The 25,472-nt window shown below is 37.9% G+C and carries 20 protein-coding genes and 5 pseudogenes; 9 read left to right on the forward strand and 16 right to left on the reverse strand.

Annotated features, from left to right (window positions below):
* Positions 1 to 6: 6 nt before the first annotated feature.
* Positions 7 to 930, reverse strand: coding sequence for a sugar ABC transporter substrate-binding protein (locus GSM42_RS06130; protein WP_160800670.1), 924 nt, complete (start codon positions 928 to 930; stop codon positions 7 to 9).
* 507 nt (positions 931 to 1,437) lie between these two features.
* Between GSM42_RS06130 and GSM42_RS06135 the strand changes: the two genes are divergently transcribed.
* Complete coding sequence (locus GSM42_RS06135; protein ID WP_237446495.1) at positions 1,438 to 1,725, forward strand: MFS transporter; 288 nt, start codon at positions 1,438 to 1,440, stop codon at positions 1,723 to 1,725.
* Between the two features lie 509 nt (positions 1,726 to 2,234).
* On the opposite strand, the pseudogene GSM42_RS06140 reads toward GSM42_RS06135, so the two are convergent.
* Positions 2,235 to 2,796: pseudogene (locus GSM42_RS06140) on the reverse strand (aminotransferase class I/II-fold pyridoxal phosphate-dependent enzyme); the annotation flags it as partial.
* Between the two features lie 6 nt (positions 2,797 to 2,802).
* Here GSM42_RS06140 and GSM42_RS06145 point away from each other — a divergent pair.
* Entirely contained in the window at positions 2,803 to 3,339 is a 537-nt protein-coding gene (locus GSM42_RS06145) for an SMODS-associated NUDIX domain-containing protein (RefSeq protein WP_202404818.1), read from the forward strand.
* 47 nt (positions 3,340 to 3,386) lie between these two features.
* Here GSM42_RS06145 and GSM42_RS06150 read toward each other — a convergent pair whose 3' ends face one another.
* Complete coding sequence (locus GSM42_RS06150) at positions 3,387 to 4,442, reverse strand: DNA polymerase IV (RefSeq protein ID WP_160800672.1); 1,056 nt, start codon at positions 4,440 to 4,442, stop codon at positions 3,387 to 3,389.
* A 189-nt stretch (positions 4,443 to 4,631) separates the two neighbouring features.
* Here GSM42_RS06150 and GSM42_RS06155 point away from each other — a divergent pair, with 189 nt between their 5' ends.
* Positions 4,632 to 4,928 carry a hypothetical protein gene (locus GSM42_RS06155; RefSeq protein ID WP_160800673.1) on the forward strand — a complete coding sequence of 99 codons (297 nt, stop codon included), beginning with the start codon at positions 4,632 to 4,634 and terminating at the stop codon, positions 4,926 to 4,928.
* A 260-nt stretch (positions 4,929 to 5,188) separates the two neighbouring features.
* Here the strand turns inward: GSM42_RS06155 and GSM42_RS06160 are convergent, their stop codons facing one another.
* From GSM42_RS06160 to remA, 8 genes are all read right to left on the reverse strand, one after another.
* On the reverse strand, positions 5,189 to 5,677 hold the full coding sequence (locus tag GSM42_RS06160; RefSeq protein WP_160800674.1) for a helix-turn-helix domain-containing protein: 489 nt from the start codon (positions 5,675 to 5,677) through the stop codon (positions 5,189 to 5,191).
* Between the two features lie 1,238 nt (positions 5,678 to 6,915).
* Positions 6,916 to 7,866, reverse strand: coding sequence for a methionyl-tRNA formyltransferase (gene fmt, locus GSM42_RS06165; protein ID WP_160800675.1), 951 nt, complete (start codon positions 7,864 to 7,866; stop codon positions 6,916 to 6,918).
* Entirely contained in the window at positions 7,863 to 8,336 is a 474-nt protein-coding gene (gene def, locus GSM42_RS06170; protein WP_160800676.1) for a peptide deformylase, read from the reverse strand. Before def ends, fmt begins: the two co-directional genes overlap by 4 nt.
* Positions 8,293 to 10,737 carry a primosomal protein N' gene (priA, locus tag GSM42_RS06175; RefSeq protein WP_476712892.1) on the reverse strand — a complete coding sequence of 815 codons (2,445 nt, stop codon included), beginning with the start codon at positions 10,735 to 10,737 and terminating at the stop codon, positions 8,293 to 8,295. The genes def and priA overlap by 44 nt, the downstream gene beginning before the upstream one ends.
* Positions 10,737 to 11,927, reverse strand: a complete 1,191-nt coding sequence (gene coaBC / locus GSM42_RS06180; protein ID WP_160800678.1) for a bifunctional phosphopantothenoylcysteine decarboxylase/phosphopantothenate--cysteine ligase CoaBC — start codon at positions 11,925 to 11,927, stop codon at positions 10,737 to 10,739. The genes priA and coaBC overlap by 1 nt, the downstream gene beginning before the upstream one ends.
* 133 nt (positions 11,928 to 12,060) lie before the next feature.
* Positions 12,061 to 12,276 carry a DNA-directed RNA polymerase subunit omega gene (gene rpoZ / locus GSM42_RS06185; protein ID WP_160800679.1) on the reverse strand — a complete coding sequence of 72 codons (216 nt, stop codon included), beginning with the start codon at positions 12,274 to 12,276 and terminating at the stop codon, positions 12,061 to 12,063.
* Positions 12,277 to 12,301: 25 nt separating this feature from the next.
* Positions 12,302 to 12,907, reverse strand: coding sequence for a guanylate kinase (gmk, locus tag GSM42_RS06190; protein ID WP_160800680.1), 606 nt, complete (start codon positions 12,905 to 12,907; stop codon positions 12,302 to 12,304).
* Between the two features lie 61 nt (positions 12,908 to 12,968).
* Positions 12,969 to 13,241, reverse strand: a complete 273-nt coding sequence (gene remA, locus GSM42_RS06195; protein ID WP_160800681.1) for an extracellular matrix/biofilm regulator RemA — start codon at positions 13,239 to 13,241, stop codon at positions 12,969 to 12,971.
* Between the two features lie 547 nt (positions 13,242 to 13,788).
* Between remA and GSM42_RS06200 the strand changes: the two genes are divergently transcribed.
* Positions 13,789 to 15,408, forward strand: coding sequence for a putative polysaccharide biosynthesis protein (locus GSM42_RS06200; RefSeq protein WP_160800682.1), 1,620 nt, complete (start codon positions 13,789 to 13,791; stop codon positions 15,406 to 15,408).
* 30 nt (positions 15,409 to 15,438) lie between these two features.
* Here GSM42_RS06200 and GSM42_RS06205 read toward each other — a convergent pair whose 3' ends face one another.
* On the reverse strand, positions 15,439 to 16,116 hold the full coding sequence (locus tag GSM42_RS06205; RefSeq protein ID WP_160800683.1) for a YjbE family putative metal transport protein: 678 nt from the start codon (positions 16,114 to 16,116) through the stop codon (positions 15,439 to 15,441).
* Between the two features lie 653 nt (positions 16,117 to 16,769).
* A pseudogene (locus tag GSM42_RS20955) lies at positions 16,770 to 16,944 on the reverse strand (family 1 glycosylhydrolase); the annotation flags it as partial.
* An 80-nt stretch (positions 16,945 to 17,024) separates the two neighbouring features.
* Here GSM42_RS20955 and GSM42_RS06210 point away from each other — a divergent pair.
* Positions 17,025 to 17,292, forward strand: a pseudogene (locus GSM42_RS06210) (family 1 glycosylhydrolase); the annotation flags it as partial.
* Between the two features lie 812 nt (positions 17,293 to 18,104).
* Here GSM42_RS06210 and GSM42_RS06215 read toward each other — a convergent pair.
* The 3 genes and pseudogenes from GSM42_RS06215 to GSM42_RS06225 form a co-directional block, all read right to left on the reverse strand.
* The gene (locus GSM42_RS06215) at positions 18,105 to 18,491 is read right to left on the reverse strand and encodes a hypothetical protein (RefSeq protein WP_160800684.1); all 387 of its coding nucleotides are present in this window, start codon (positions 18,489 to 18,491) and stop codon (positions 18,105 to 18,107) included.
* A 275-nt stretch (positions 18,492 to 18,766) separates the two neighbouring features.
* A pseudogene (locus tag GSM42_RS06220) lies at positions 18,767 to 19,429 on the reverse strand (LysR family transcriptional regulator); the annotation flags it as partial.
* Positions 19,430 to 19,784: 355 nt separating this feature from the next.
* Positions 19,785 to 20,110: pseudogene (locus GSM42_RS06225) on the reverse strand (manganese catalase family protein); the annotation flags it as partial.
* 368 nt (positions 20,111 to 20,478) lie between these two features.
* Between GSM42_RS06225 and GSM42_RS06230 the strand changes: the two are divergent.
* From GSM42_RS06230 to GSM42_RS06245, 4 genes are all read left to right on the forward strand, one after another.
* Positions 20,479 to 22,074, forward strand: coding sequence for a spore germination protein (locus tag GSM42_RS06230; protein WP_160800685.1), 1,596 nt, complete (start codon positions 20,479 to 20,481; stop codon positions 22,072 to 22,074).
* Positions 22,067 to 23,284: a Ger(x)C family spore germination protein gene (locus GSM42_RS06235; RefSeq protein ID WP_160800686.1), complete on the forward strand. Its 1,218-nt coding sequence runs from the start codon at positions 22,067 to 22,069 to the stop codon at positions 23,282 to 23,284. The genes GSM42_RS06230 and GSM42_RS06235 overlap by 8 nt, the downstream gene beginning before the upstream one ends.
* 244 nt (positions 23,285 to 23,528) lie before the next feature.
* A complete protein-coding gene (locus GSM42_RS06240; RefSeq protein WP_160800806.1) occupies positions 23,529 to 24,647 on the forward strand; it encodes a GerAB/ArcD/ProY family transporter in 1,119 nt (372 codons plus the stop codon).
* A 298-nt stretch (positions 24,648 to 24,945) separates the two neighbouring features.
* Positions 24,946 to 25,386, forward strand: coding sequence for a hypothetical protein (locus GSM42_RS06245; protein ID WP_160800687.1), 441 nt, complete (start codon positions 24,946 to 24,948; stop codon positions 25,384 to 25,386).
* Positions 25,387 to 25,472: the final 86 nt, after the last annotated feature.

Consider the following 25,472-nt stretch of genomic DNA (forward strand, 5'->3'; position numbering starts at 1 on the left):
ATCCACTTATTTTCCAGCATTTTCTTTGGTGATGAGTGATGCTGGTGCATATTGTTCTTTTTCGGTTATTTGTTCGCCTTGGAAAACAAGTTCGATTTGTTTCGTTACAATTTCAGCCATGCCAGAGAAGTTTTGTTTCACTGTCGCTACAAGTGGTGAACCTTGTTTAATTAAGTTTACCGCTTGGCTATTGCCATCGATCCCCGTTACGATAATATCTTTTCGACCAGCTGCTTGAATTGCTTGCGTTGCCCCAATAGCAGGCTCATCCCATCCAGCCCATACCGCTGTAATGGAGCCTTCTGCTTTATTTGCGAGCAATAAATTTTCCATTTGCTTTCGAGAGTTTTCAATCGGTCCAGGTACATTTACTTGTTGTTCAATCACTTTTTTCACATTTGGATTTTTTTTCCGTAATTCATCAAACTCCAACGTTCTTTTTAGTACACCAGGGTGAGGTCTATGTGTAAGTACAACAAGATTGATTGGTTTATTACCCAATTGTTTGAAAAGATGTTCAGTGATCATCTTGGACATCGCTTTGTTATCACTTGTGGCATTCATTGCCATACCTTCAATATAACCAGAATCACATCCAAAGACAGGGATATTCTTTTCTTTTGCGGCTTGGATTTGTGCTTTTACTTGGTTTGGATCTGTACTTACCAAAACAATCGCATCCACATTAGTAGCTATCACATCTTCCATTCTACTAACTAACTGTCCTACATCACCTTTGGTATCTACTACATTTGCTTCCCAACCTTTGGTTTTGGATTCCTTCTTTAACAGCTCTACCATTTGATTGGTTGTTACAGATGACAGATAAGGAGTGAGGATTGCAATTTTTTTTGTATCTTTTTTCGATCCACAAGCGGTAAGAGTCAAAATTAATGATAGCGCTATCACAATAGAAAGAATCTTTTTCATATTTTTACTCCTTTTGTATTGAGATAAAAAGAAAATGAAATTCTACTTTTTCTTTCATCACACACACTTTCTGAGATATTGTACAGTTTAAAACTTTATATCCTTTAGCATAAACGTTTAATATTTTGTTTGTAAATAATATTATTATATATCTCATAAAAAAATAAAATTCTCATAAATAGAAAAAATAGGATTCTATTGAATTGAACTATTAACGACAAAGGAAATATTGATCTGAACATGATTTTTGATCACTGTTCTACTACACATTTTTAAAAGGGTGAAATAAAAAAGAAACTTCTCTCTTGAGATATTTACTAATTTTCCAGAGAGAAATTTCTTTTATTTTTGATATAACATGTAAATTGATTCATTCCCTGATTACAAATTTGTGTTTGTTAAATGAAAAAAGGCATTCTACATATCGATCAAGGGAACATCTGTCAAAATAGGGATTATTAGGAATTTGCAATATAACTTGTCCAACTTTCTTCGATCCGAGGAAGGATGATAAATTTGTTTATGTGCTTTAACAATTGGGTTAATGGAGTGTTAATACTTATCTTATTACGTTTGCTGCATGGAATAGGTCCGGCTGTATCTACTATCTCCATCGGAACAGCAGTAGCAGATATTATCTTGGAAACTCGTAGAGGAGAGGAGATGGGGTTGTATGGATTAGCGATGACAATATCGATGGCGGTAGGACCCATACTGGGAATATGGCTATTACACATATACTCTTTTCATGGTTTAATTTTCATTGCAATCTTTTTCTCAATCATTGCTTTGTAACTAGGTTCCATTGTAAAACTACCAGTTCCATTGCAAAACAAAGCTCGGAAAATAGAACTTTCGATAGCACTATGTTTCCTATTGATCTAGCAGTCTTTTTTTTAACCATTCCTTATGGAGGTATTACTGCCTTTTTCCCGCATTTTGCCGAATCGATAAAAGTGAGCTAGTGAATGCATAATTTTCCACTCCCAGTTTCTACTTTTAAGTATGTATTATCTTTATAATATATAATCCGAAATATCCTTTAGCAAATTGGAATTCTATTTATAGTCGATGCGACAGATACTTCTAAATCTAAAATGGTTTTTCATAGTATCCAAATTAGAAATATAAATGGGAGCTGATGAGGCTTAAAAAGGTTAAACCAGCAACTGAACGACGAAGTGCAATTTGGCCAAATATTGAATCATTCCAGAAAATGCTATAAGCAACAAAAAACAATCTAAGCCCATCAACTTGTTCTACATAGCTTTTTCCTGATAGATGCTAGGCTAGAAGTATTTTTATTAACGTTTTGCTATTCCTTGAATGATACAACTAAGTTGGTAAATACCTTTTTTCAAATCCTTTAACGGAGCATACCCACCGGAAAGACGAAGATAACGGTTCGATTCTTGACCATAAATATTACCTCGGTTAACAAGTATGCCTTCGGATAATGCCTTCGTATATAATTCCCCCATTGATAATTTTGGTAGTATTTTCAACCAAATAAAATCCCCCCCCCCTTTTGGTACATCTCATGCCGCTATATCCTTTAAATGAATATATAAAGCTTCCAAAACCACCTTTCTCCGTATTTTAAGTTGTTCTCTTACAGATTTGAGATGTTGTTCATATAACCCACTAGTTAACAGCAACTTTTTGAGATAAAGAACTAGAACCATAGTCGGTTTGCATTTTAATATCGGATAATCGTTCAATTACAGGTTCCGGTCCGATAACCCAACCGACCCTTAAACCTGGGCTTAATGTTTTGGATAAACTGCCGAGGTACAATACGTGTCCATGTTTATCCTTTACTTTTAATGGGGGTGAAGGAGGCTAATCGATCCATAGCTCCCGATAAGAAGGCTGGAGCGAGATCAGGAACGAGTTTTCACCCCGATCGGAGGAGGTCTTCAAGCTACATCAAAGGGAATGGCTTTCCTTCGAAGGCTTGGTGCTACAGATTTCGAAAGCGAGCCTGATATCCGGCTCATGCTTCCCAAAAACCGAGTTGACGAAATGATTACTTGGTTTATCAAGCGTGAGCGAACCATGCGCGAAATCTCCATGATACGAGAAATGAGCGAGGAACTCACACAGGAGATGGACATTCTTACTCAGATGGAAATGAATGCGCTCAAGGAGAAAGAACATATTAGATTCCTTGGATTTGGATCTGGATACCAGCACAAGAAGAATAAGATTCGTCTCGCAGACATCTATGATGTTCATCCTCCTAAGCTCGTGATGAATAAGCTAGTAGCAGCAAGCAAGGGACCAAATCCCCACGTCATCTTTGCTTCTCGTGATGATATCGAAAAGGGCAGCTGCCGCGGAGAAAAGATTGGTAGTGTAAGTGAGCTGATCCTTACACCAAAGCAGTCCATCTCCATCAAGCTGTAAAATGGACATACTCCCCTTGGGAAATATTTTCCAAGGGGAGCACCACTTTATCTGTTTTCATCCTCCCAACTCAAGGACAATTGTTGGTAATGAGACCCATCTGTTTCCTCCATGAAGTTAGAAAAGCGAACAGATATCAAACGTATACCACTCGTATAGTCAAATGAATCAATCAAGTCATCTAATAGCACAAACCAATCGACTTCATCATAAGCAGTTCGTTGCTTGGAATGGGTTGTAAAATCCGTATACCGGATTTTCAGAGACAACGTCCGGGGTTTTAAATTCTTCTTTTCTACTGCCTGTATACCTTCTTCCAATAATTCTTTTGCAAGAGAAGCAACATCATTTCGATCGTAAATATCTATTGGAAAAGTAGTTTCTCTACTTATGGAACGGACAGTTCGATCCATAACAATTTCCCGCTTGTCTTCTCCCCTCGCTCGATCATAAAGATCGTACCCAAATTTGCCAAACATCTGGATCACTTCATCTCGCGATAAATTCCAAAAATCTTTCACCGTATAAATCTCTTTTTGCGCCAATTTCTCTTTTGATTTCTTCCCTATTCCATGAAGAGCTCCAATAGGTAAGTTTTCTAATATCGACAGTGCTTCCTCAGGACGAATAATAACCAATGCATCTGGTTTTCTAAGATCACTAGCTATTTTCGCTAATGATTTATTATACGAAAGACCAATACTGCAAGTAAGTCCAGTCTCTTGCTTGACCCGCTGTTTTAACTCTTTGGCAATCGGAACAGCATCTGCAAAATGGGAGACATCTAAATATGCCTCATCTAATCCAAGTGTTTCATATTGATCGCTATAATTGGTATATATTTCTCTTACCTCTGCTGACTTCTCCTTGTAACGTTCATACCGAACAGGAACAAATATCCCATGAGGGCATTTTCTTCTCGCCACTGCCCCCGGCATTGCAGAGTGAATGCCGAATGCCCTAGCTTCATAACTACAGGTAGAAACAACTCCTCTATTTTCTCTGCCACCAACAATCACTGGTTTTCCCCGCAGTTCTGGATTGTCTAATTGTTCTACACTCGCAAAAAATGCATCCAAATCCATATGTAATATCTTCCTCACTGCGGTTGACCCCCATACCAAACATATATTTGCATTCTATTATGATTATAGCATCACTATAAGTCAAAAAATCCTTGGCTTAGGATTGTCCCTTTTCTAAACATAAAAGAGATTGTACACCTTTTACGAAGAAAATATGCTACTATTTTTATAAATCCACTACCATTTCAAAAGAGAAAGGTGTCTGTCTTGTCTCAAGGATTGAGCTTTACCATGATCGGAACCCACCGAGTGGAAGCGGAAATAAATACAAAAAGCTTCGGTAAAGTATCCATCACAGTGAAAGGAAGAAACCCCATACAAAATAAAGGGGCTCATGTCATAATTAACGATGCTTGTTTTATCAGAGTACAAGCATCCAGTAGCTATTGGCCACTTAGGCCTTATACTGGAACCGTAGTTGTTTCCCTCAAAAAGAATGGCAATCGCAATCCGATGGAGGTACTTGTCAACAACAAAAAAGTAGAGATTCCTTTCCTTTCGTAATGGTTGGACGGCAAACAAGCTTTTCTCTAGTTTGTTTGCCCCAAATACACTTCTTCACTTTAAAATACAAATGCACCTATAAGAAAAAACGAAGCTGTTTGAGAGTAAAAACCAGTTGGAGTAAGTGCTATTCTTGAAAAGTAGATTGCAGAAATACATAAAATTGCTGGACAAGATGAAATAGGTATAAAAGAAAAATTAGTCCCACTATCATAAAATTTGAATTTATGATAGTGGGACGCTTATTCTTAGGAAGACACTTAAGATTTACAGAGAAGCCTATTGACAGTGGTATCTAGGGCATCTACGAGTGCCATAAACTGATCTACAGTCACACTTATGTCTTTTTTAGACTCGATCATGGAGATACGCGAAGTTACCATTGGCAATCCTCTCTTTCGAACCGCTTCTGCCAATTGACCTTGTGTCCAACCTCGCTCCAATCGGCGTTGACGAAGATTGGGACCAAAGTAAGTGTTAATGTCATTTGGTTTAGGAAAATCTATATCGGTTATTCCAGAGCCCTTTGGAAGAACAGCTGTGATGTTCTTATGTTCTGTGAGAAACCACTCAGGATATACTTGAAGAACATGGGAACATCCCACAAGTAGGTCTATATTTACACTCAAAAAAGATAAAACATTACCCTTTGTCGTGACGGGTTTACCCCGTTCCAGATAGGAAAGAGTAGTATGAGTAGTTGTAAGACCCAATTTCCTAAGTGACTCTTCCAAATTTACTTGAGTCATCTTTCTGTGCAACCTGAGTGGAAGAAGGTTTCTACCAAACAACCGAGAAACTTTCGTATCAGACTCTGTACGAGGAACTCTGGGCATCTCTTCTCCTCTAAGAATAAACGAATATTACCGAGTTGATTATACAAAAAAAGTATAGATTTGAGAACAACGCAAAAGAGCCACCAAACGACGGCTCTCACAATCCTATGTTCATGTATTTTTAGAACATGTGCATTTATTTTGTCATGCTAGCAAAACCAGCTAACTCGATTATTCCCAGTGTTAACTGGTTTTTTATTTGATGGCAACAACACCGCCTTTTTTAATCTTCGTCGAAAACTCCACCGATGTTTGTTGATCCAAAAGAAGAACAGCTATCTGCCATTTACTGCACTCTATGATAAAGAACTTATTCGTTCGAAGAAAAGCATCAAAAGCCGAAGCCAATTGTAGATAGCCAAATGAGTAAAGAATGTCTTATCCTATTTTTGAATACAGCATTTCAAAATACAGGCAAATAAGAATCTTCTCAACTATGTTACTGGAGAAAAAGTTGTAGTTTATTATCATCTGGAAAACCCTGATAAAGTTATTTCTTCTTCTTTAGAAGCTAGTAGCATTCGTTATTTTTTAGTTAGGTGTTTTATTGTAGTCTGCGTAATATTTGTCTTTTTTTACGGATGACTTAGGTTTTCTTATATCTTTGTGAGCGGGAAAACCCCAAGCTTCAGCGGTGGGGATGAAAGCGAACGTTGGGCAAGGGAGAGGTGTTTTTACCCCTCTCATAAGCATGACATTTTTTGGAAAAAGATCTTTGCAAACATCCATCCGCATACCGTGCGCAGGCGATAACCAAGCTGCTTAAATGATTCATGGAACATTTAAACCGTGGGCTCACGGGGTTAGCTTGGTAATGAAGTGGTCATGAGACTACCGTCCCAAGAATCCCCTGCATTCATGCGTGGGGATTGGTCAAGAAAACCTATAAAGAATAAATCCAGCATAAACTGAATCATTGAGTAAATTAAAACCTAGCCTAATAGCCTAGGTTTTGCTCACGAGGAATATAATCGTTGTGTAATTTCTTCCTACCTGTATAAAAAACAGACCGATTTGAAATAAATATCGGTCTGTTCTCCATTTGTTGGTCCATTAGGGTTCGTCGTTCAGTTGCTGGTTCTAGGATCTCATATCATAATGCTTAAAAGTGACTACTTGTATAATTAGTAGCCGTTTGGAGGAGTATGTACTCATACTTCCTCTTTATTGATCCCAAAGACTTCCCCAATAATCATTTGACGACCTCGAATAAAATCACTTGCTTCCAAACGCTTTTTCCCTGCTGGTTGAACATCTGTCAACCGAAGCGAGCCCGAACCTGTAGCAACTACTATACCTTCTGGTGTCATCTCCCAAACTTCACCAGGTTTTTTTGCTTCAGGTCCATCTTCTGTTAATTCTGCCCACCATATTTTAAAAGGTTGTCCATTCCAATAGGTAAATGCTACTGGCCATGGATGCATGCCTCGAATTTGGTTGCGTATTTCTTCTGCTGATCTGCTCCAATCTATCTCCTCTTGCTCTCTTTTGATATTAGGTGCATAAGTTGCTTGCGTTTCATCTTGTGGTACAGGGGTTATTTTTCCTTGCAGGAGGGCAGGCAATGTCTCTTTCACTAAATCTGCTCCTACATGGGATAATTTTTCAAATAAGCTCCCAACATGGTCGTCATCTGTAATAGGAATACTGCGGCTATTGATCATATCTCCTGCATCTAGCGCTTCCACCATGTACATAATGGTAACCCCAGTCTCTTTTTCACCATCGATGAGAGCTTGATGAATTGGTGCACCTCCTCGATATTTTGGCAGGAGAGAAGCATGTACATTAATACAACCAAACTTTGGGATGTCTAAGATTTCTTTTGGTAAAATTTGTCCAAAGGCAGCGGTCACAATCAGATCTGGCTGCAAAGATTTTACATAATCAATCCCTTCCGCTAGTCTTATCTTTTCAGGCTGATATACAGGCAACTCATATTCCATTGCAACTTCTTTCACTGGTGGAGGCGTAAGGATTCTCTTTCTCCCTACAGGTCGATCCGGCTGTGTAATAACAGAGACGATCTCATAACCTTCTTCGATTAGAGTTAACAAAGAAGGCACCGCAAAAGTTGGGGTGCCCATAAAAATTACTTTCATTGATCTGCTTCCTCCTCTGGTCGAAACACGTTCTCTGCAATATCGATAAAAAGCACACCATTTAAGTGGTCGATTTCATGCTGGAATGCGCGAGCTAAAAATTCTTCTGCTTCTATTTCGATTGGATTACCATCCCGATCCTGTCCCTTTACCCGGATGAAATTTGCCCGTTTTACATATCCCAACACACCAGGGATACTGAGGCAGCCTTCTGGCGGCTCTGTTTGTTCTCCTGATTTCTCAATAATTTCTGGGTTTACCATCTCGATCAGTTGGTCTCCCACATCTACAACTAAGACTCGTTTCCCAATCCCTACCTGCGGTGCAGCTAAACCAACGCCGTGGGCATCGTACATCGTTTCTGCCATATCATCAAGCAATTTCCCAAGTCTGTCATTGAACTTCGTTACTTCTCTGGCTCTCTCCCTAAGAATGGGATCGGGATATTTCACGATGTTGCGTATGGACATTTGCGCTCACTCCTATCTCACCATCACGATCTATTTGTATGCGTAACTCTTTGTCTTTGGGCCACTCTTCAATGGTTCTCCATTTGGATTGTATCTCACGAATGACCTCAAAATCATGTGTATATTTCACCATTACTTGAATTCGATAGCGATCTTTGATTTTGGATACAGAAGGGGCTACTGGTCCTAATACTTCGTATCCATTATTCCCTTTCAGCAGATTTGCAATTTCTACGGCCCGTTTCATTGCAAGTACTCGATCGGTATGACTGATCGTAATCGTAAATAACCCGCAAAACGGAGGGTAATGATGTTGTTTTCGCAATAATAGTTCCTTGCGATAAAAAGTTTCCGATTCGTGGTTTGCTACCATTTGAATACTGTAGTGATCTTCTTGGTATGTCTGGATGATAACTTTCCCTGGCTGCTCATGCCTGCCTGCACGCCCGCTCACTTGGGTCAACAACTGATATGTTCGCTCAACCGAACGAAAGTCCGGAAGATGAAGCATGCTATCTGCTGCAATAACGCCAACTAAAGTAACCTTGGGGAAATCAAGGCCTTTGGCGATCATTTGTGTCCCAAGTAAAATATCTGCTTCTCCTTCACCAAACGAACGCAATAGACGTTCATGGGAGCCTTTCTTACTCGTCGTATCCATATCCATCCGAATCACTCGAATTCCCGGAAAGTGCTTCCCTAACTCTTCTTCCACTTTTTGTGTTCCTGTACCAAAATGCCGTATATGTTCACTTTGGCAATTCGGACAGCTAGTTGGCACGTTTTCGGTATATCCACAATAATGACAACGAACCGTTCGATTTGTATGATGATAAGTTAAGGCAATATCACAGTGTTCACAGTTAGCAACCTCTCCACAAGATCGACAGAGAACAAAAGTAGCATAACCCCTGCGATTTAAAAACAATACTACTTGTTCTCCACGTGAAATCGTTTCTTGGATGGATGTCGTTAAGTCTTTACTAAACATCGTCCGATTGCCTGATTTGAGTTCTTCACGCATGTCTACCGTTTTTATGGTAGGAAAAGGTCTGCCTTGGACACGTTCTTGCAAGGTAACCCAAGAGTATACATTTGTCCGTGCATGAAAGTAACTTTCTAATGAAGGAGTTGCTGAACCCAAAACGACAGCTGCTTGATGAAATTGAGCTCTCCATCTAGCAATTTCTCTGGCGTGATACCGAGGGCTCTCTTCTTGTTTATAAGAAGATTCATGCTCTTCATCAATGATAATTAATCCGAGATTCGTAAAGGGGGCAAAAATAGCTGATCTAGCCCCAATGGCTACTTGTACTTCTCCTCGACGAATCTTTCGCCACTCATCATACCTTTCTCCAGCAGACAATCTGCTGTGAAGTACAGCTACTTTGTCTCCAAATCTCCCTTTAAACCGATCAACCATTTGTGGAGTGAGCGAGATTTCTGGCACTAATACAATCGCTTCTTTCTCTTTATTTAAAACTTCTTCGATGGATTGAAGATAAATTTCTGTCTTCCCACTACCTGTCACACCATGCAACAAAATGGTTTCATAATGTTCTTCTTTTATCGGTTTTGTGATGGTTTCATATGCTTTTTGTTGTTCCTCCGTCAATGCCAAGGGAACAGAAGGCACAAAAGATGCATTTCGATAGGGATCTCGGTATTGCTCCCTTTCTTCGATCCGTACCATTCCTCGCTCTTCCAATGCCTTTACTGTTTGTCTATTTGCCCCTGTAGCAGCTAATAGCGTTGGCAATGGGATCTCTTTTAAATCGTTAAGAAGATACTGCATCACTTCGTGTTGTTTTTTTGCTCGCGCAGGGATCATACGTATGTCTACTTGATCGATCAACCGAACCCAAGAAATTCGTTCTTTGGTTACTCGATCCCCTACATGTTCCTCCACCAACACAGATTGATTTTGAATTAATTTCCGCAAAACAGCTCTTCCAACTAGCTGCTCTGCTTCTTCATAACTACAAGATGACTTCTTTTCCAGCAGCTGCTGCAACCCTTCTGCTGCTCCATCAAAAGGAATAGCTTTTGATCCTAAGTGAATCTTCTTTTGATATTTCCCTTTTAAAACAGCCGGGATCATCGATTGGAATGCAGTTATGGTATGACAAAAATATTCTTCTGCCATCGCTTGGCCGAGTTGAAGTAGTTCTTGTGTCAATGGTGGCAGGATGTCTTTCACATCGAGTATGTTTTTGAGTTTTTGAGCAGAGGAGGATAGGCTTATGCCAACGACATAGCCAAGAATTTTCCTAGGTCCAAAAGGTACTTCTACACGGCTGCCTAACTGCACCTCCCCAATCAGTTCTTCTGGGACAAGATAATCGAATGGTCGATCTGTCCCTTTACTTGGAACATCTACCACTACTTTTGCTACTTGAATCATAGCTGTTCTCCAACCCATTTGATCAGTTTCTCAGCTAAGGTCCGCTTTGGCATGACGGGATAGGCTGAAATCAATCCATCTTTTCCATATACACTCACTGCATTTGTATCAATGGAAAATCCCGCACCTTCTTGGAGTACATTGTTAGCAACAATAAAATCCATATTTTTCTTCTCCAACTTCTCCCTTGCATATCGTTCTATATTTTCTGTTTCAGCAGCAAACCCAATCAATAGTTGACCGGCTCGTTTTCGTTTGCCTACTTCATATGCTATATCGGGATTTTTTATCAGTTCTATCTCCCAGTTGTCGGAATGTTTTTTGCGTTTTTGTGATAATACTTCTTTTGGTCTGTAATCAGATACAGCTGCTGCTTTCATTACAATATCTACATTATCGATATGAGAAAGTACTGCATCATACATTTCTTGTGCACTTTTGACCTGGATTATTTCTGCTCCATTTGGGGGAGTTAACGAAACAGGACCGCTTACCAATATGACCTTTGCCCCTGCTGACAGAGCAGCAGATGCAAGTGCATACCCCATTTTTCCTGAAGAATGATTAGACAAATAGCGAACTGGATCAATCGCTTCTATGGTCGGTCCTGCTGTGATTAAAACTGTTTTTCCTGACAAGAGGTGTTTATGCGCAAAAAAAGATTGTACCCATGTAACAATATCTTCTGGTTCTGCCAATCGACCTTTGCCAACATATCCACAGGCCAGTTGCCCTTCCCCTGGTTCGATATATTGAACACCCTGCGATGCTAATTTCTTCATATTTTCTTGTACTATTGCATTTTGATACATATGCACATTCATCGCAGGAGCAAGAACAATCGGGGCTTCTGTTGCCAAAATAGCGGTAGACAGCATATCATCAGCTAAACCATTTGCCATTTTTCCGATTATATTAGCAGTTGCTGGAGCAACCAAAACCAAGTCAGCGTGATCAGCCAAATCAATATGCATTACACGAGATGGATCACGTTCATCAAAGGTGTCAATCGCTACAGGGTTACGAGTAAGGGTCTGTAGAGTGAGTGGGGTGATGAACTCTGTAGCTGCTTTCGTCATGATGGTACGTACATCCATCCCAAGCTGAGTTAGTTTGCTTGCAATCGTAGCTGATTTGTATGCTGCGATCCCTCCAGTGATACCCAGTAAGATCCGTTTTTTCTCCATCTCTATCCCTCACTAAAGAAGACTTTCATGTGTTTTGCTGTATATTTTAATACCATAAAAACTTTTCTCATCTAGTAAAAAAATAACAACCTAATATCAGGTTGTTTATTTTTTCATCGAAAGTATGGTATGTTTACTTTCCTTCCACTTGTCTTCTTGCACGAACAGGTGTCACAACAATATTAGAAGAAATTTCTTCTAAAGCAACCCCAACAAACTTATTCGAGCGAGCTTTAATATGTGCGTTTTGACCTTCTAATAACCCACGTGCACGCTTTGCAGCAAGTACTACCAAAGAATATTTGCTGTCGACTTTCGCCATTAGTTTATCAATGGATGGATATAACAAAATCCATTCCTCCTATATCTTACTTTTAATCTTCGATAATAACTCGAGAAGTATGACAATGCTCAGCCACCAGAATTGATTCTATCTTTTCACAAGCATGTTCCAATCGATCGTTGATCACAGCATAATCATACATAGACAATTCTTTGCATTCACTTGAAGCCACATGAAGACGCCGTTGAATCGCAGAAACTGTTTCTGTGCCACGTCCCATGATTCTACGTTTTAATTCATCCATTGATGGTGGTAGTAGAAAAATAAAAATCCCTTCAGGGAATAATTCTTTAACCTGCTTCGCACCTTGGACTTCGATCTCCAAGATGACATCTTCACCTGCATTTAATTTATCTTCTACAAACTGGCGGGGAGTTCCATAATAATTACCCACATACTCTGCCCACTCAATCAGTTCACCCTGCTCCATCATGGAGAAAAATTCATCCTTTGTATGGAAGAAATAGTTGACTCCATGCTGCTCTCCTTGTCTTGGAGACCTTGTTGTCGCAGAAACAGAGTAGATCAAATTGGGATTTCGTTTCCGTAACATCCCACATACAGTTCCTTTTCCCACACCAGACGGACCCGATACTACAATAAGAAGACCGCGGTCTTGATAACTGGGATTTGTCATGGATTATCGTATACCTTTCTACCGTAACATCTTTTAGTAGTTATTACCAATTCGTGAACATTTAATCTACTAATTCTTCTGACTGCTCTCTTGTTACATTTGCAAGCCGTTGTGCGACTGTTTCTGGTTGTACTGCTGATAGAATCACATGATCGCTATCTGTTATGATAACCGCACGGGTTCGTCTTCCATATGTAGCATCGATCAGTACTCCTCGGTCCCGTGCCTCTTGAATAATTCTTTTGATTGGAGCTGAATCCGGGCTCACAATCGACACGATTCGATTTGCAGATACGATGTTTCCAAAACCTATATTAATTAATTTAATGCCCAAAATGTTGCGCCTCCTCACCCATGCTGGGAATTGCTCTGATAAATCTCTCTATGCTATTGTAGTTGGTTTTGTACAAAGACGCAACAAATAGACACCTAGGAAATTTCAAGAGTAATTTTATCAATAAAATCAGGCGGGACCGCAGGCACTTCACCTGCGGCCCCTCTCCCAAGGACTCATCCAGTGCTACAAGTACACTTCTTTCCTGCTCTAATACATGCATGACATGAAACATATCGTGGCTGCACAGGATTGAGCTTACCAAGACGAGTACCTTTGAAGGCGATATTCTTTTCCGGCTTGACAGGCTTCTTCGACCTCTTTGCCATGATGAACTCCTTGGAAATAGAGACACACCCTGTAAAGTATGTCTTCATTTATACTATAGCAAAATAATTTTCAAAACTAAATACGGAATTCAATTTTAAAGTTTCACTAATATTACTTATCTGAATTGATTTGTCATCCATTTTTAATCGTTTTTTATCCAATAAGCTGTTAAAATGGAAGGGATATTGTAAAAAATGGGTTAAAGGAAGCTTGATTTATGTCAAACAAAATCATCAAGGGAACCCTTATTCTCAGTATTGCAACACTACTCACAAAAATACTGGGTAGTCTTTTCTGGGCTCCCTTACAAAACATTGCAGGCGATCACGTCGTAGGATTGTATCGGATCTCGTTTCCGTTCTACTCCATCCTCCTTATGATCGCATCTGCTGGGATTCCGATCACCGTTTCCAAATTTGTAGCAGAGCGGCTCGCGCATGATGATTATGCAGGGGCTCAAAGAGTAAAGAAAGCTGCTGCTATCATCCTCTCACTAACAGGAGTTTTCTTTGGACTCATTCTATTTTTTGGAGCAAGTTTTGTCGCAAATGTCATGTTACATAGTCCACAAAATACATTGCCCATTCAAGTACTTGCTGTTGCAATACTCTTTGTACCTGTGATGGGCGCATATCGAGGATACTTCCAAGGTCATCAACAAATGATGCCGACGGGAATATCTCAAGTGATCGAGCAAGTGATTCGCGTAGTTACTGTTATTGCGTTAGTTTATTGGTTGAAAGCTTCTGGTTTTGGAGCAGAGATTTTAGCTGCTGGTGCTACAGCAGGAGCTGTACTCGGTGCAATTGCAGGATTGTTGGTTGTTCTCTGGTACAACTCCAGAGACAAAACACCAAAAATAGAAGAAAGTTCACCCAGAAGGAGACCAGAGTCGTTATGGGGTTTATCCAAAAAAATTATTGCTTATGCGATCCCCATCTCACTCGCTTCGCTTGTACTCCCTTTGATTGGGTTAGTTGATTCGCTTACGATTCCAAGAATATTAGTAAGCATGGGTAATACCGATGCCATGACAGGTACACTCTATGGAATCTATGCACGTGGGGAACCCTTTGTAAATATTATTTCTACCTTCTCATCTTCTCTCACCCTTGCATTGATACCTGCGATCGGTGCATATGTAGCAAAGAACAATATGGAAGCTGTCAATAATAAAATATCTCAAGCATGGATGATGACACTTATTATCAGTCTCCCAGCAAGTCTTGGCCTCAGTATATTGGCAGAACCATTTAATATTGCGATGTATATGGACGAAAAAGGAACAACAACATTAGCCATACTAGCATTTTCTGCTATATTTAGTACATTAGCTGTTACTAGCTCTGGTATATTGCAAGGATTGGGTTATAACAAACTGCCCGTTCGTCACTTATTGATCGGTGCTGGTGTGAAATTTATTTCAAACTTTATCTTTGTACCACTCTATGGCATTGCAGGTTCTGCCATTGCGATGGTAATTGCTTATATCGTAGTTTGTATGCTAAACCTTTGGATGGTTTTCCGTAAAACAAACGTAACAGTATCCATCAAAAATGTATTTGTCAAACCACTATTTTCATCTTTGATTATGGCTGGAATTTTATATGTCTCTTACCATCCAATGAGAGGCTGGTTTGCAGCAGAACATTTTAGTCGCTGGGGTTATATGGGCATAAGCTTCATCTATATCGTCATTGCAATGGTTATCTACTTCCTTGTTCTCATTCTCACCAAAACGGTTACTCACAATGAGCTACGAATGCTACCTATGGGGAACAAATTAGTTCGGTTTTTTCAAAAAATAAAATTGCTTAAACAAGTTGAAAGTATGTAAAAAAGGTCTTGGTATAAACCAAGACCTTTTTTACTTTTGCTCCAAACTGACACTTTTGTTCTGTTTTCTTTTTCCAAAAAATACTACTCCTACTATAATTAAAAGCGTTAGTCCCCATTTTATAATGGGATTATCATCGAAAAAGCCTTTTAAAAATTTCTCATCTACGATCATTTTGGAAGCAGTATAAGCTAAAACTGCTGCCCCAATGGTGATAATAATAGGGAATCGCTCAACCCATTTTAAAATCAGCGTACTTCCCCATACAACAATAGGAACAGAAACCAATAAACCAATGATTACTAAGGAAAAATCTCCATGCGCTGCGCCTGCAACAGCTAGGACATTATCCAATCCCATTAAAGCATCTGCAATGATAATGGTACGAATAGCTGCCCACATACTCTCTCCAGCCTTTACGTCATGCCCTTTTTCTTCAGCGAGGAGTTTATACGCTATCCAAACTAGTAAAATTCCACCGATCAACAACAAACCAGGGATTTTCAGTAACCAAACAACAGCTAATGTTGCGATCGCTCTGATCCCAATTGCTCCTACTGTACCCCAAAGAATCACTTTCTTTTGCTGATCTTTTGCTAAATTTCTTGCCGCCAAGCCAATTACAATTGCGTTATCCCCTGCTAAAACTAAATCAATAACAATGATGGATAACAAAGCCGATAAATATTCTGCTGATAAAATATCCACATACATCACTCCTCTTCATTAATATGACCATTTTCTTTTCGAAAAACTTATGTATCCTTTACATTGAGCTAACTGCTCTATTATCCTTTCTTATTTAGAATACAAAAAAACCAACTATTATGGGAATCCTTTTTTTACTTATTAAAATAATGCTATATATAATTCGTTTGTTATTTTCGCCAGCAAAACTAGTTTATCAAATTAAACCAATGAATAATGAAACATATTAGCATATTACCCTAATTTAGAGAATTAATTGATATCCATTCATGATGTGATTTTCTATTATCTTCCTTTTTTTCATAGTATTTCTCCATCCAATTCCTTTTGAAGTGAGATTTTAAATGAAAAAGACAGGCTCATGAGAGTACTGTCTTTGATGAATAACATGGATAAATTTATAATCAATCATAAATCTTAACAGAAGTCACATGTCCTTGATAAAATAGAAGGATCATATTTGTACAAACGAAAAAGTTTTTGTTAGAAGCGTATTTGGGCAGATTTTAAAATTTCCTTCATCCGATCTGATACTTTTGTCAAAGAAAAATTTAACTCATTTTATTTATTCTTATTGAATTCTTTCTAGTATCCTCTTTAAAATAGACTGAATACTTATAAACAAACCCAAATTCTTGATATATCATTGCTGCTTACACAACGAAACCATTACCAAAGCCAGTAGTGGTTTCGTTACTAATCGAGCTTTTTCCATTTGTGGCAATTGCATCTTTATACCAAAAAAAATTATTTCTTCATACGTTTTATTGAATCACTGCCATCATCCTCTTTATCTACATAAATAAAACCATAGCGTTTAGAAAATTCGCAGTAGACATACTACTACCATCAGTGCATATGTTCCTCTAAGAGGTGAAAAAAGGCTTGAAGTATTAGAGCGGACATCCGGTATTGATTTTAAAATTTATCGAGATTGATATAACTATCCAAACCACGAAGCAATTGATTTCTATCATTGTTACAAAGAAGATATTGCATTGTTTGCAGAAATAGGTTTCAAAGCGTTTCGTATGTCGATTGCTTGGACAAGAGTTTTTTGAAATGAAGATGAACTAGAAGCAAATGAAGGAGTCTTGGCTAACTATGATCGTGTGCTAGATGAGCCTTCACAAGTATAGGACAGAGCCGTTGGTAACGATCTCTCACTATGAAATACAGTATTTAAACTCTTTTGCCTTCCTCAAAATTACCTTCTATTTGGTTGGCAGCCGTTGCATCTCCTTATAAAAAAACTTCTAGAATTTTTTGTATTTCGTTTTATACTTATATTCCCCTAAAAATAAGCCCGTTTGTTTCTAATCTAAAAATCTAAAAAGACAGCATATGAAAGTGCCATCATATATCTCTGGTCTGTTATTTGATCCATCTCGAAAATCTGTCCACATTGAAAGTTACACATTGACCATTACTCAAAGACAAAGAACCTATTGAATCGTCTTCATTATCTGGATCATATTCATATGCTTTGAAGATTTTCGTACTACCAGAAGCTACTGCAACACAAATTTTAAAACCCCTGCCATATGAAGTAATGGTATCAGTAACAAACCAGAAGATGAATTCCATGTTAAACCGTCCGCAATCCAATGAATTTCTGCTAACCAGCTTCAGCAAATGCTGCCGAAAAAGGTGTCACTCGCAACAGCTGATAAAAATAAAAAAACCCCAAGTTTTTTGACCCTCATGCTGTTCATTTCCCCACTCCTACTTGTCGGAATATTTAAAACTATTTCCTATTGAAATAATTATATATTTTATTAGATAGAAAAAACAAGTAATAATAAGAAAATACATACAATAAATAATCATCCAAAACTCGGATTATAATTAAAGCCCTAGTCACCGATATAATCCAATAACTGCAAATACGATAACAACCAAAACGGTATTAAGTTTAAATAATGTGTGAATAATGTATATTAAAAATGATAGCGCTATCATTTTTAATATACTAGACGCTCCTATAATTAATCATAGACCTTAACAGAAGAACCATATGCTTGATAAGTTGATGTCTTTACATAAACTTCAGGTGGATTACTGCCAGGTTCATAGTTGCCAAGATTTTTGAAAGTATAACAATCTCCTGTAGATAACCATGCAGAACCGATATAATCATCTGCATTATCTGGATCATACTCGTACAAATCATACGATTTAGTTACAAGAGTACTAGGACAAATTTTAAAATCTCCACCATCAGTACTTATAACCTTTGTAACATACGCTGTTCGATTGGAATTATAGTTAAAACTATAGTTGCCCTTATAGGTCAATGCAGCAAATGCTGTAAAGGGTGTTGCAAGAACAAAAGCTGAAGCCAAAAGCGAAACACCAACTTTTTTTACCTTCATCCAAACCCCTCCAATATGAAAATAAGGATTAATAAACTTCATACTATTTAGTTATTGATTTTGATTAAGATAATTATATATTTACTAAATAATAAAAAGCTACAAGTAAAAAATCCCAAAAGATTTAGATATTCGAAAAATTAATAGTGTTTTTCTTCCCTCTTACTTGAACACCTACGCTTGACAATCTGTCTTAAAATTTCTTCGTATTTCTTCACTAGCTCAACTGCCTCACGAAAACGCTGTGCATGGATTATTTCCCGTTCCCTAGCACCTAATGTAGCTGGTTCATCTCCTTCATACGCGTTTTCAGGTACAAATCCAGCCTTCTCACAATAAAAATCCATCAAATCACGAATTCCATAACCCTTTTTTAAATTCACAAACTTCTCTTCCTTAAGTTTAGATAAACGAATTCGCTCTCTGTTCGCTAAGCGATGAGTGGTTGGGACAGACACATAAATCTGCTCTTGGAAAACGATATCACAAACTAGTTCACTTCCTTATATCGGCGGAAAAAAATCTATCTCACCCTTCTTAACTAGCATTACCATTTCATGAGTTCTCAGTTGTTGTACATGAAACTGGACTTGTGGTCAAATTTCCCGAAATCGAAGAAGGATGTTTGGCAACATGTAGGCAGTGTTAACAGCCAGTGCCAATGTACCATAATCGCTCTTTGTCAAATCAACGATTTCACGTTTCCCTTCCTCCAATTCAAACAAAGCTCTCTATACACGTCGAAGAAATGAACGACCAAACTCATTCAATCTGAGCTTGCGCCCACTTCTATCAAATAAGGAAGCTCCCAAGTCTTCTTCCAAACGTTGAATCGTATTACTTAACGATGACTGAATAACATGTAATACCGCTGCAGCTTCTGTCATGTGTTCCAATCGAGCTAGAGTACGGAAGTACTCGAGCTGAAGAAGTTCCAATGATTTCACCTCTTATTCCTTTTAATCCATTTTATTAGAGACATAAATGCATTTACGTGAACATAATACAGGGCTATTGGACTCTCTTTTTTTTCCATTCTCGTAACCATAGTGTTTCTGAATGAAACTTTAAATCATGACTATTGCACAGATAATTGGTATACTTTTTGCCTTCTTATTTATCCCAGAAAAAACTACCAAAAAGCAGTAAACTAAAATGTCGTCAATCCTTGATTATTAATCAGATGTTTTTTTGACCCTTTCTTATTAGAGAGTCATGGGGTAATCTGCATGCGAAAAAACAACTGTTATTTGGTGTAAGTTCAGTTTCCCATATCAGTTGTTCTTCTCTTCTCTATTGACTTTTAAAGGAATCAAAATATGTTCGTCTAAAAAGCTTCTTTTGCCCCTGATACTCCTTCACCAACTCCACTGCCTCACGGAAACGTTGGGCATGTTAATCTTCCGTTCCCTCAAAAACTTCAGAGAATCATTGATATCCGGATCATCGGACAGATCGATAATTCACTGATATGTCGATCTGGCTTTCTCTTCTACGGCGATATCTTCATACAGATCCGCAATCGGATCGCCTTTGGATTGTATGTATATTGCTGTAAATGGATTGCCTGCTGCTTTGATCTGTTCGGGTGTAGTATCTTTCAGGAGTTTATAGACCATTACATTATAGATATACTTTACAAACATCTATGTACCAACAAATTTGGTTGTTTATATGATGATATGGCAATAGCTGTATAATATTGAGTCATGTTAAGATCATCTCTGAGCTTTTCATGGATAGGCTTTTATAATACAAAATTCACCGTGTTACATATTTGTTGAAAATGCTAGTTCGACTGCCTCTACCAAAGTTAGTGGGGGTGCGTAAAATGATACTTACCTCAAAAAGTAAGACACGTTCAACTGATAAATCGCTTAACATTTTCAACAAAAAAATCCAGAACAGTTTCATCTGCCAATGTGTATGAAATAATTACTTACAAGGGAAACTAAATATTAAACATGTCGTGGGGTGTGTTACTTACATGAAAACCAAATCACTTAGAAAAACAAAACGTACTCAAATATCCACGACTCATAAGGATGTTAATCATCAGGCACTTTATATCAGTACAAAACTTCAAGAAAATATTCAGAACATCACTAAATCTCTTGGTCAAAGCCCAGATATTATCGTAAGAGAATGCCGTTTAGGTAGACAAAACCAAATCCAAGCTGCAATCATCTATACTACTGGTCTAGCCGATACCAAATTAGTCAATAAATTTATTATAGAACCTTTACTGACCAATCATCAAAACGATTTTTTTGAAATACAATCGAAGCACGAAGATTCGTTACATGTCATCAAGCAATTATTGCTCCCTGTTGGTGGAATACAGGAAACAATGAACTTTGATACGGTCTTGACCAAAATCTTATCTGGGGATACCGTTCTTTTATGTCAAGGTTATGATCGTTGTCTATTGATAGCTTCAAAAGGTTGGAAGCAACGTGGAATTGAAGAACCTACTTCTCAAACTGTAATACGAGGTCCTAAAGAAGGATTCACCGAAAATATTGCAACTAATATCGCCATGATACGGCGAAAAATTAAAGATTCTAACCTTTGGCTCGAAAGTTTCCAAGTTGGACGTGTAACAAAAACCAGTGTCTCTATCATGTATGTAAATGGTATCGCAAAGGAAAAAGTAGTGAATGAAGTTCGTGATCGAATCAAGCGTATTGACATAGATGGGATATTAGAAAGCGGATATATCGAAGAGTTGATACAGGACAAAACGTTTACACTTTTCCCTACGATTTATAATACCGAAAGGCCAGATGTAATTGCAGGAGGGCTTTTAGAAGGGCGAGTCGCTATTTTAGTCGATGGAACACCATTTGTTCTTTTGGTTCCAGCTATTTTTACCCAGTTTTTCCAATCAGCAGAGGATTACTATCAACGTTCTGATATTTCAACCCTCCTACGTGTGCTTCGTTATTTTTCTTTGATTATATCCATGCTAGGCCCAGCTTTTTATATCGCGATTACAACCTTTCATCAAGATATGCTGCCTCCTCAACTTTTGATCAGCTTATCCGCACAACGAGAAGGAATACCTTTTCCCGCTTTCGTTGAAGCATTTTTGATGGAATTAACTTTTGAACTTTTACGTGAGGCAGGAACCCGTTTGCCAAGAGCGGTAGGACAAACTATTTCTATCGTCGGAGCGTTAGTTATTGGTCAAGCTGCAATTCAAGCAGGCATTGTATCACCAGCGATGGTTATCGTCGTTTCCATCACGGCGATAGCTAGTTTCACCATTCCTTCTTATAACATGGCGATTGCCTTTAGAATTTTACGTTTTGCGATGATGACTCTAGCAGCTTCTTTCGGTTTGTTTGGCATTGTAGCCGGTTTCATTTTACATATTCAAAATGTATGTCATTTACACTCTTTTGGAGTTCCCTACATGTATCCATTTGGTCCCAACAATACAGAAGATAAAAAAGATACATTGTATCTGCGTGTTCCTTGGTGGAAGATGACAAAACGTCCTAAAACAGCGAGTGAAAAAAATGTAATTCGAGAAAATGGTACATCTGTCTCGAAACCAGAGCCTGAAGGAAGTGGTTGATACGAAGAGATTAATCAAAATACTTATGTTTATCCTTTGTACGATCATTATAGTCGGGTGCTGGAATCGTCGCGAATTAAACGATTTAGCTGTTTCCGTTGCCATGGGAATAGATAAACAAGGTGAAAAACAAATCTTGCTATCAGACCAAGTTCTTATCCCAGAAGCGATTTCTGGAAAAGAGGGTGGTACTTCTACTATTGCTCCTGTCGTTTTATTTCAAACGAGTGGATACGGGATACAAGAGACCGCAAGAAAAATGACGAAACGGAGCACAAGAAAGATATACGTTGGACAACTGCAAATACTGATTTTCGGAGAAGAATTCGCCAAAGAGGGTTTGGCTAAAGTGTTAGATCACATCACCAGAGATCATGAATACCGAAGAGATTTTTATGTCGCTGTTGCTCGTGGATCTAAAGCACAAGATATTCTGAAAGTATTCACTGCTCTGGAAAAAACACCAGCTACAAAACTAAAATCTGCTCTTGATGTTTCATCAAAAGTATGGGGAGAAACCTCGGCGATTAAAATTGATGATTTAGTATCTGCTATCATCAGTAAAGGAAAGGAAGCAGTAGTAACAGGAATTACGCTCGAAGGAGATCGTAAGTTCATTAATAAGAAACAAAATGCTGAAAAAATATCCGCTCCTGTGAAACAAATATACTCAAATCTAGCTGTTTTTAAAAAAGATAAACTTGTGGGTTGGTTAAACGAGCAGGAAAGTATTGGGTACAATTATATCCAAAAAAATATCAAGAGCACTTCTGTCCTGCTATCTTGTCCCAAAGATAATAACAAAAAAATAACGGTTGAGCTTCTCAATCTTAAAAATGAGACAAAAGTGGTCATGAAAAACGGGAAGCCTGTAATCCATCTCAACATAAAAACAGAAGGTGTCATCAGTGATGCACAATGTAGCATGGACTTTACGAAACCATTCTCTATTTCACAAGTCGAACAATTAACCAACAACAAGATTCAAAAATCTATCTTACTGTCGGTTAATACCTTACAGCACAAATATAAATCGGATATATTTGGCTTTGGAGAAGAGGTCGAACGCAAGTCCCCTGAGTACTGGGAACATGTAAAAAATAACTGGAATGAAGTTTTTTCAGGCATTCCGGTACATGTACAAGTAAAATCAAAAGTTCGACAAATGTATAAAACCTCAAAATCTTTCTTAGAAAGAATGGAGGAGTAGAATGTGGTCAGTCATCATAATTTTAGTAATTAGTATTTTGATAACAGTTTTCGAAGGTCGGACTCTTCTAAAAGAGAAAAAATGGAAAGAACTATGTACTTTTTCCGTTTTGCTTCTGGCTGGATGTATACTAAACATAGTCGTAAGCATTGGAATCGAAGTCCCAACCCCACTGGAGTGGATTAGGATGATTTATGGATTATAGGATGAGGGATGAGATAAGAAAAGGAGGGAAGTAACTTTGATGGCGAAAAAGGAGAAAATCGAATCAACTCAATTTAGAAAACTGATATCCCTTTACATCATTGGTACCTCTATCCTTTTAATTCCATCTATTCTTGCTTCAGAAGCCAAACAAGATGCATGGTTCTCCGCTATCATTGGAATGAGTGCAGGACTTTTGTTAGTATGGCTCTATCATACATTAGGTAGTTTTTTCCCTGGCAAAACATTGGTGGAATGTAACAAAGAAATCTTTGGAAAGTGGCTAGGTACATTACTATCTTTTTTAATGTTTATGTTTTCCCTCATACTGACTACCTTAGTCTTGCGAAATCTTGGTGATTTTCTTACCTCATCCATGTTTCCGGAAACGCCAATTTCAGCAATTCATATTGTATATCTATGTATAGTGGCAATTGGAGCTCGCTATGGAATTTCCAACATAGCCCGAACCTCCGACCTCTTTTCTCCATGGATTTTTTCGCTATTTTTCATATTCGTCTTATTGTTAATCCCAAAATTTGAATGGAAACACATTCAACCAATACTAGCAAAAGGAGTAACCCCTGTCTTACATTCCTCCATTCCTTATATTGGATTTCCTTTTCTGGAACTAGTTTTATTATTGATGATTTTTCCATGTGTGGAGAATCCTAAAAAAGCAGGAAAAGCATTTTTTACCGGAACGCTGATTGGTGCATTTGTTTTATTCACCATTACATTGATCAGTATATTCGTTTTAGGTGCGGAAAGTACTGCAAGTAATATATATGCTAGTTTTGAATTAGCTAAGAAAATTGAGATAGGTGAGTTTATTCAGAGAGTTGAAGTCATTATCGCATTAATTTGGTTTATAACCATCTTTTTTAAGCTAATCATCTGTTTTTACATCACTGTGTTTTGTCTTTCACAGACGTTAAATCTTTCCGATTATCGACCACTTACGCTACCAATGGCGATGCTCCTGTTACCTTTATCCATTATTATATCACCAAATATAAGTTACCTTATATCTTTTGATACCACCGTTTGGCCGTTGTATGCCTTAACATTTGGACTTGTGCTTCCCCTAATACTGCTAGGAGTGGCATTCATGAAGAAAAAATTTTTTAGTAAAAATCGACCTTCACAAGCCGAATGATTAGGTTGATGAACCCAACAAAATCAGAAAAAAGAATCCAGCTCTTCATTTTCCCTCACTGCGAAGTCGTATTAATGAGCCTCGTTATTTGGAATGGGAGAAACTATTATATCGCCATTGTTAAAATATTTAAATTTTCAAGTATCCATTTATATCATGAAGACAATAAGTTAGGTTTTTTAAAATAAAAACACTAAATAATTGTATTTTTTATACAAATGTAAATAATCACAAATAAAATTTTCTTGTTTTTTTTATTAATTTAAATATACAATAAGCTCAATCGGAACTATAATGAATGGAAGAAATTCCGATAAGTAATGCTATTAAAATAAGTGGAGGAATGAATGGTATGAGGGTTAAAAAACTTGGTGCTTCTCTACTTTTATCGGCTGTTACACTGCTAATTCCATTATCATCAGCATTTGCTGAAGCTGGATGGCAATATTATGGTCTTGATACTTTTCATAAAAATTCAGCAGGTAACTATGTTTCAGATGTATATACATCTGATGGTGGCGAGATTAGGATTTGCGCATCTACGTATAAAACGATTTCTTACAAAGTATATGAGTATGATCCAGACAATGCAGATGACTATGTAGGCTCATACACATTGTCAAATGGTCAATGTCACGACTTTTATGTAGAAGGCTTTAGAGATGGTTCCAATAATGCACCAGAGATATATTTTTCAGTAGGATCTTACAGTCTAGCTGGTGGGAAAATCTGGGATTGATAAAATTATCAACCAAAAAAGACAGCGCTTTCATCTGCTGTCTTTTTTGGTTGACTTGGAGTAAGCTACCTTTTATTATCCACTAG

Origin of the sequence: Shimazuella alba (genome assembly GCF_009831235.1) — a bacterium.
Classification (GTDB): Bacteria; Bacillota; Bacilli; order Thermoactinomycetales; family Thermoactinomycetaceae; genus Shimazuella; species Shimazuella alba.

Excerpts from the sequence above, each read along its gene's own strand:
- GSM42_RS06230 (WP_160800685.1), top strand. The coding sequence starts at position 20,479 with ATGAAAACCAAATCACTTAGAAAAACAAAACGTACTCAAATATCCACG.
- GSM42_RS06200 (WP_160800682.1), top strand. The coding sequence starts at position 13,789 with ATGTCAAACAAAATCATCAAGGGAACCCTTATTCTCAGTATTGCAACA.
- GSM42_RS06215 (WP_160800684.1), bottom strand. The coding sequence starts at position 18,491 with ATGAAGGTAAAAAAAGTTGGTGTTTCGCTTTTGGCTTCAGCTTTTGTT.
- coaBC (WP_160800678.1), bottom strand. The coding sequence starts at position 11,927 with ATGGAGAAAAAACGGATCTTACTGGGTATCACTGGAGGGATCGCAGCA.
- GSM42_RS06240 (WP_160800806.1), top strand. The coding sequence starts at position 23,529 with ATGGCGAAAAAGGAGAAAATCGAATCAACTCAATTTAGAAAACTGATA.
- def (WP_160800676.1), bottom strand. The coding sequence starts at position 8,336 with ATGTCCATACGCAACATCGTGAAATATCCCGATCCCATTCTTAGGGAG.
- GSM42_RS06130 (WP_160800670.1), bottom strand. The coding sequence starts at position 930 with ATGAAAAAGATTCTTTCTATTGTGATAGCGCTATCATTAATTTTGACT.
- GSM42_RS06245 (WP_160800687.1), top strand. The coding sequence starts at position 24,946 with ATGGAAGAAATTCCGATAAGTAATGCTATTAAAATAAGTGGAGGAATG.
- fmt (WP_160800675.1), bottom strand. The coding sequence starts at position 7,866 with ATGAAAGTAATTTTTATGGGCACCCCAACTTTTGCGGTGCCTTCTTTG.
- gmk (WP_160800680.1), bottom strand. The coding sequence starts at position 12,907 with ATGACAAATCCCAGTTATCAAGACCGCGGTCTTCTTATTGTAGTATCG.
- GSM42_RS06160 (WP_160800674.1), bottom strand. The coding sequence starts at position 5,677 with ATGACTCAAGTAAATTTGGAAGAGTCACTTAGGAAATTGGGTCTTACA.
- GSM42_RS06135 (WP_237446495.1), top strand. The coding sequence starts at position 1,438 with ATGATAAATTTGTTTATGTGCTTTAACAATTGGGTTAATGGAGTGTTA.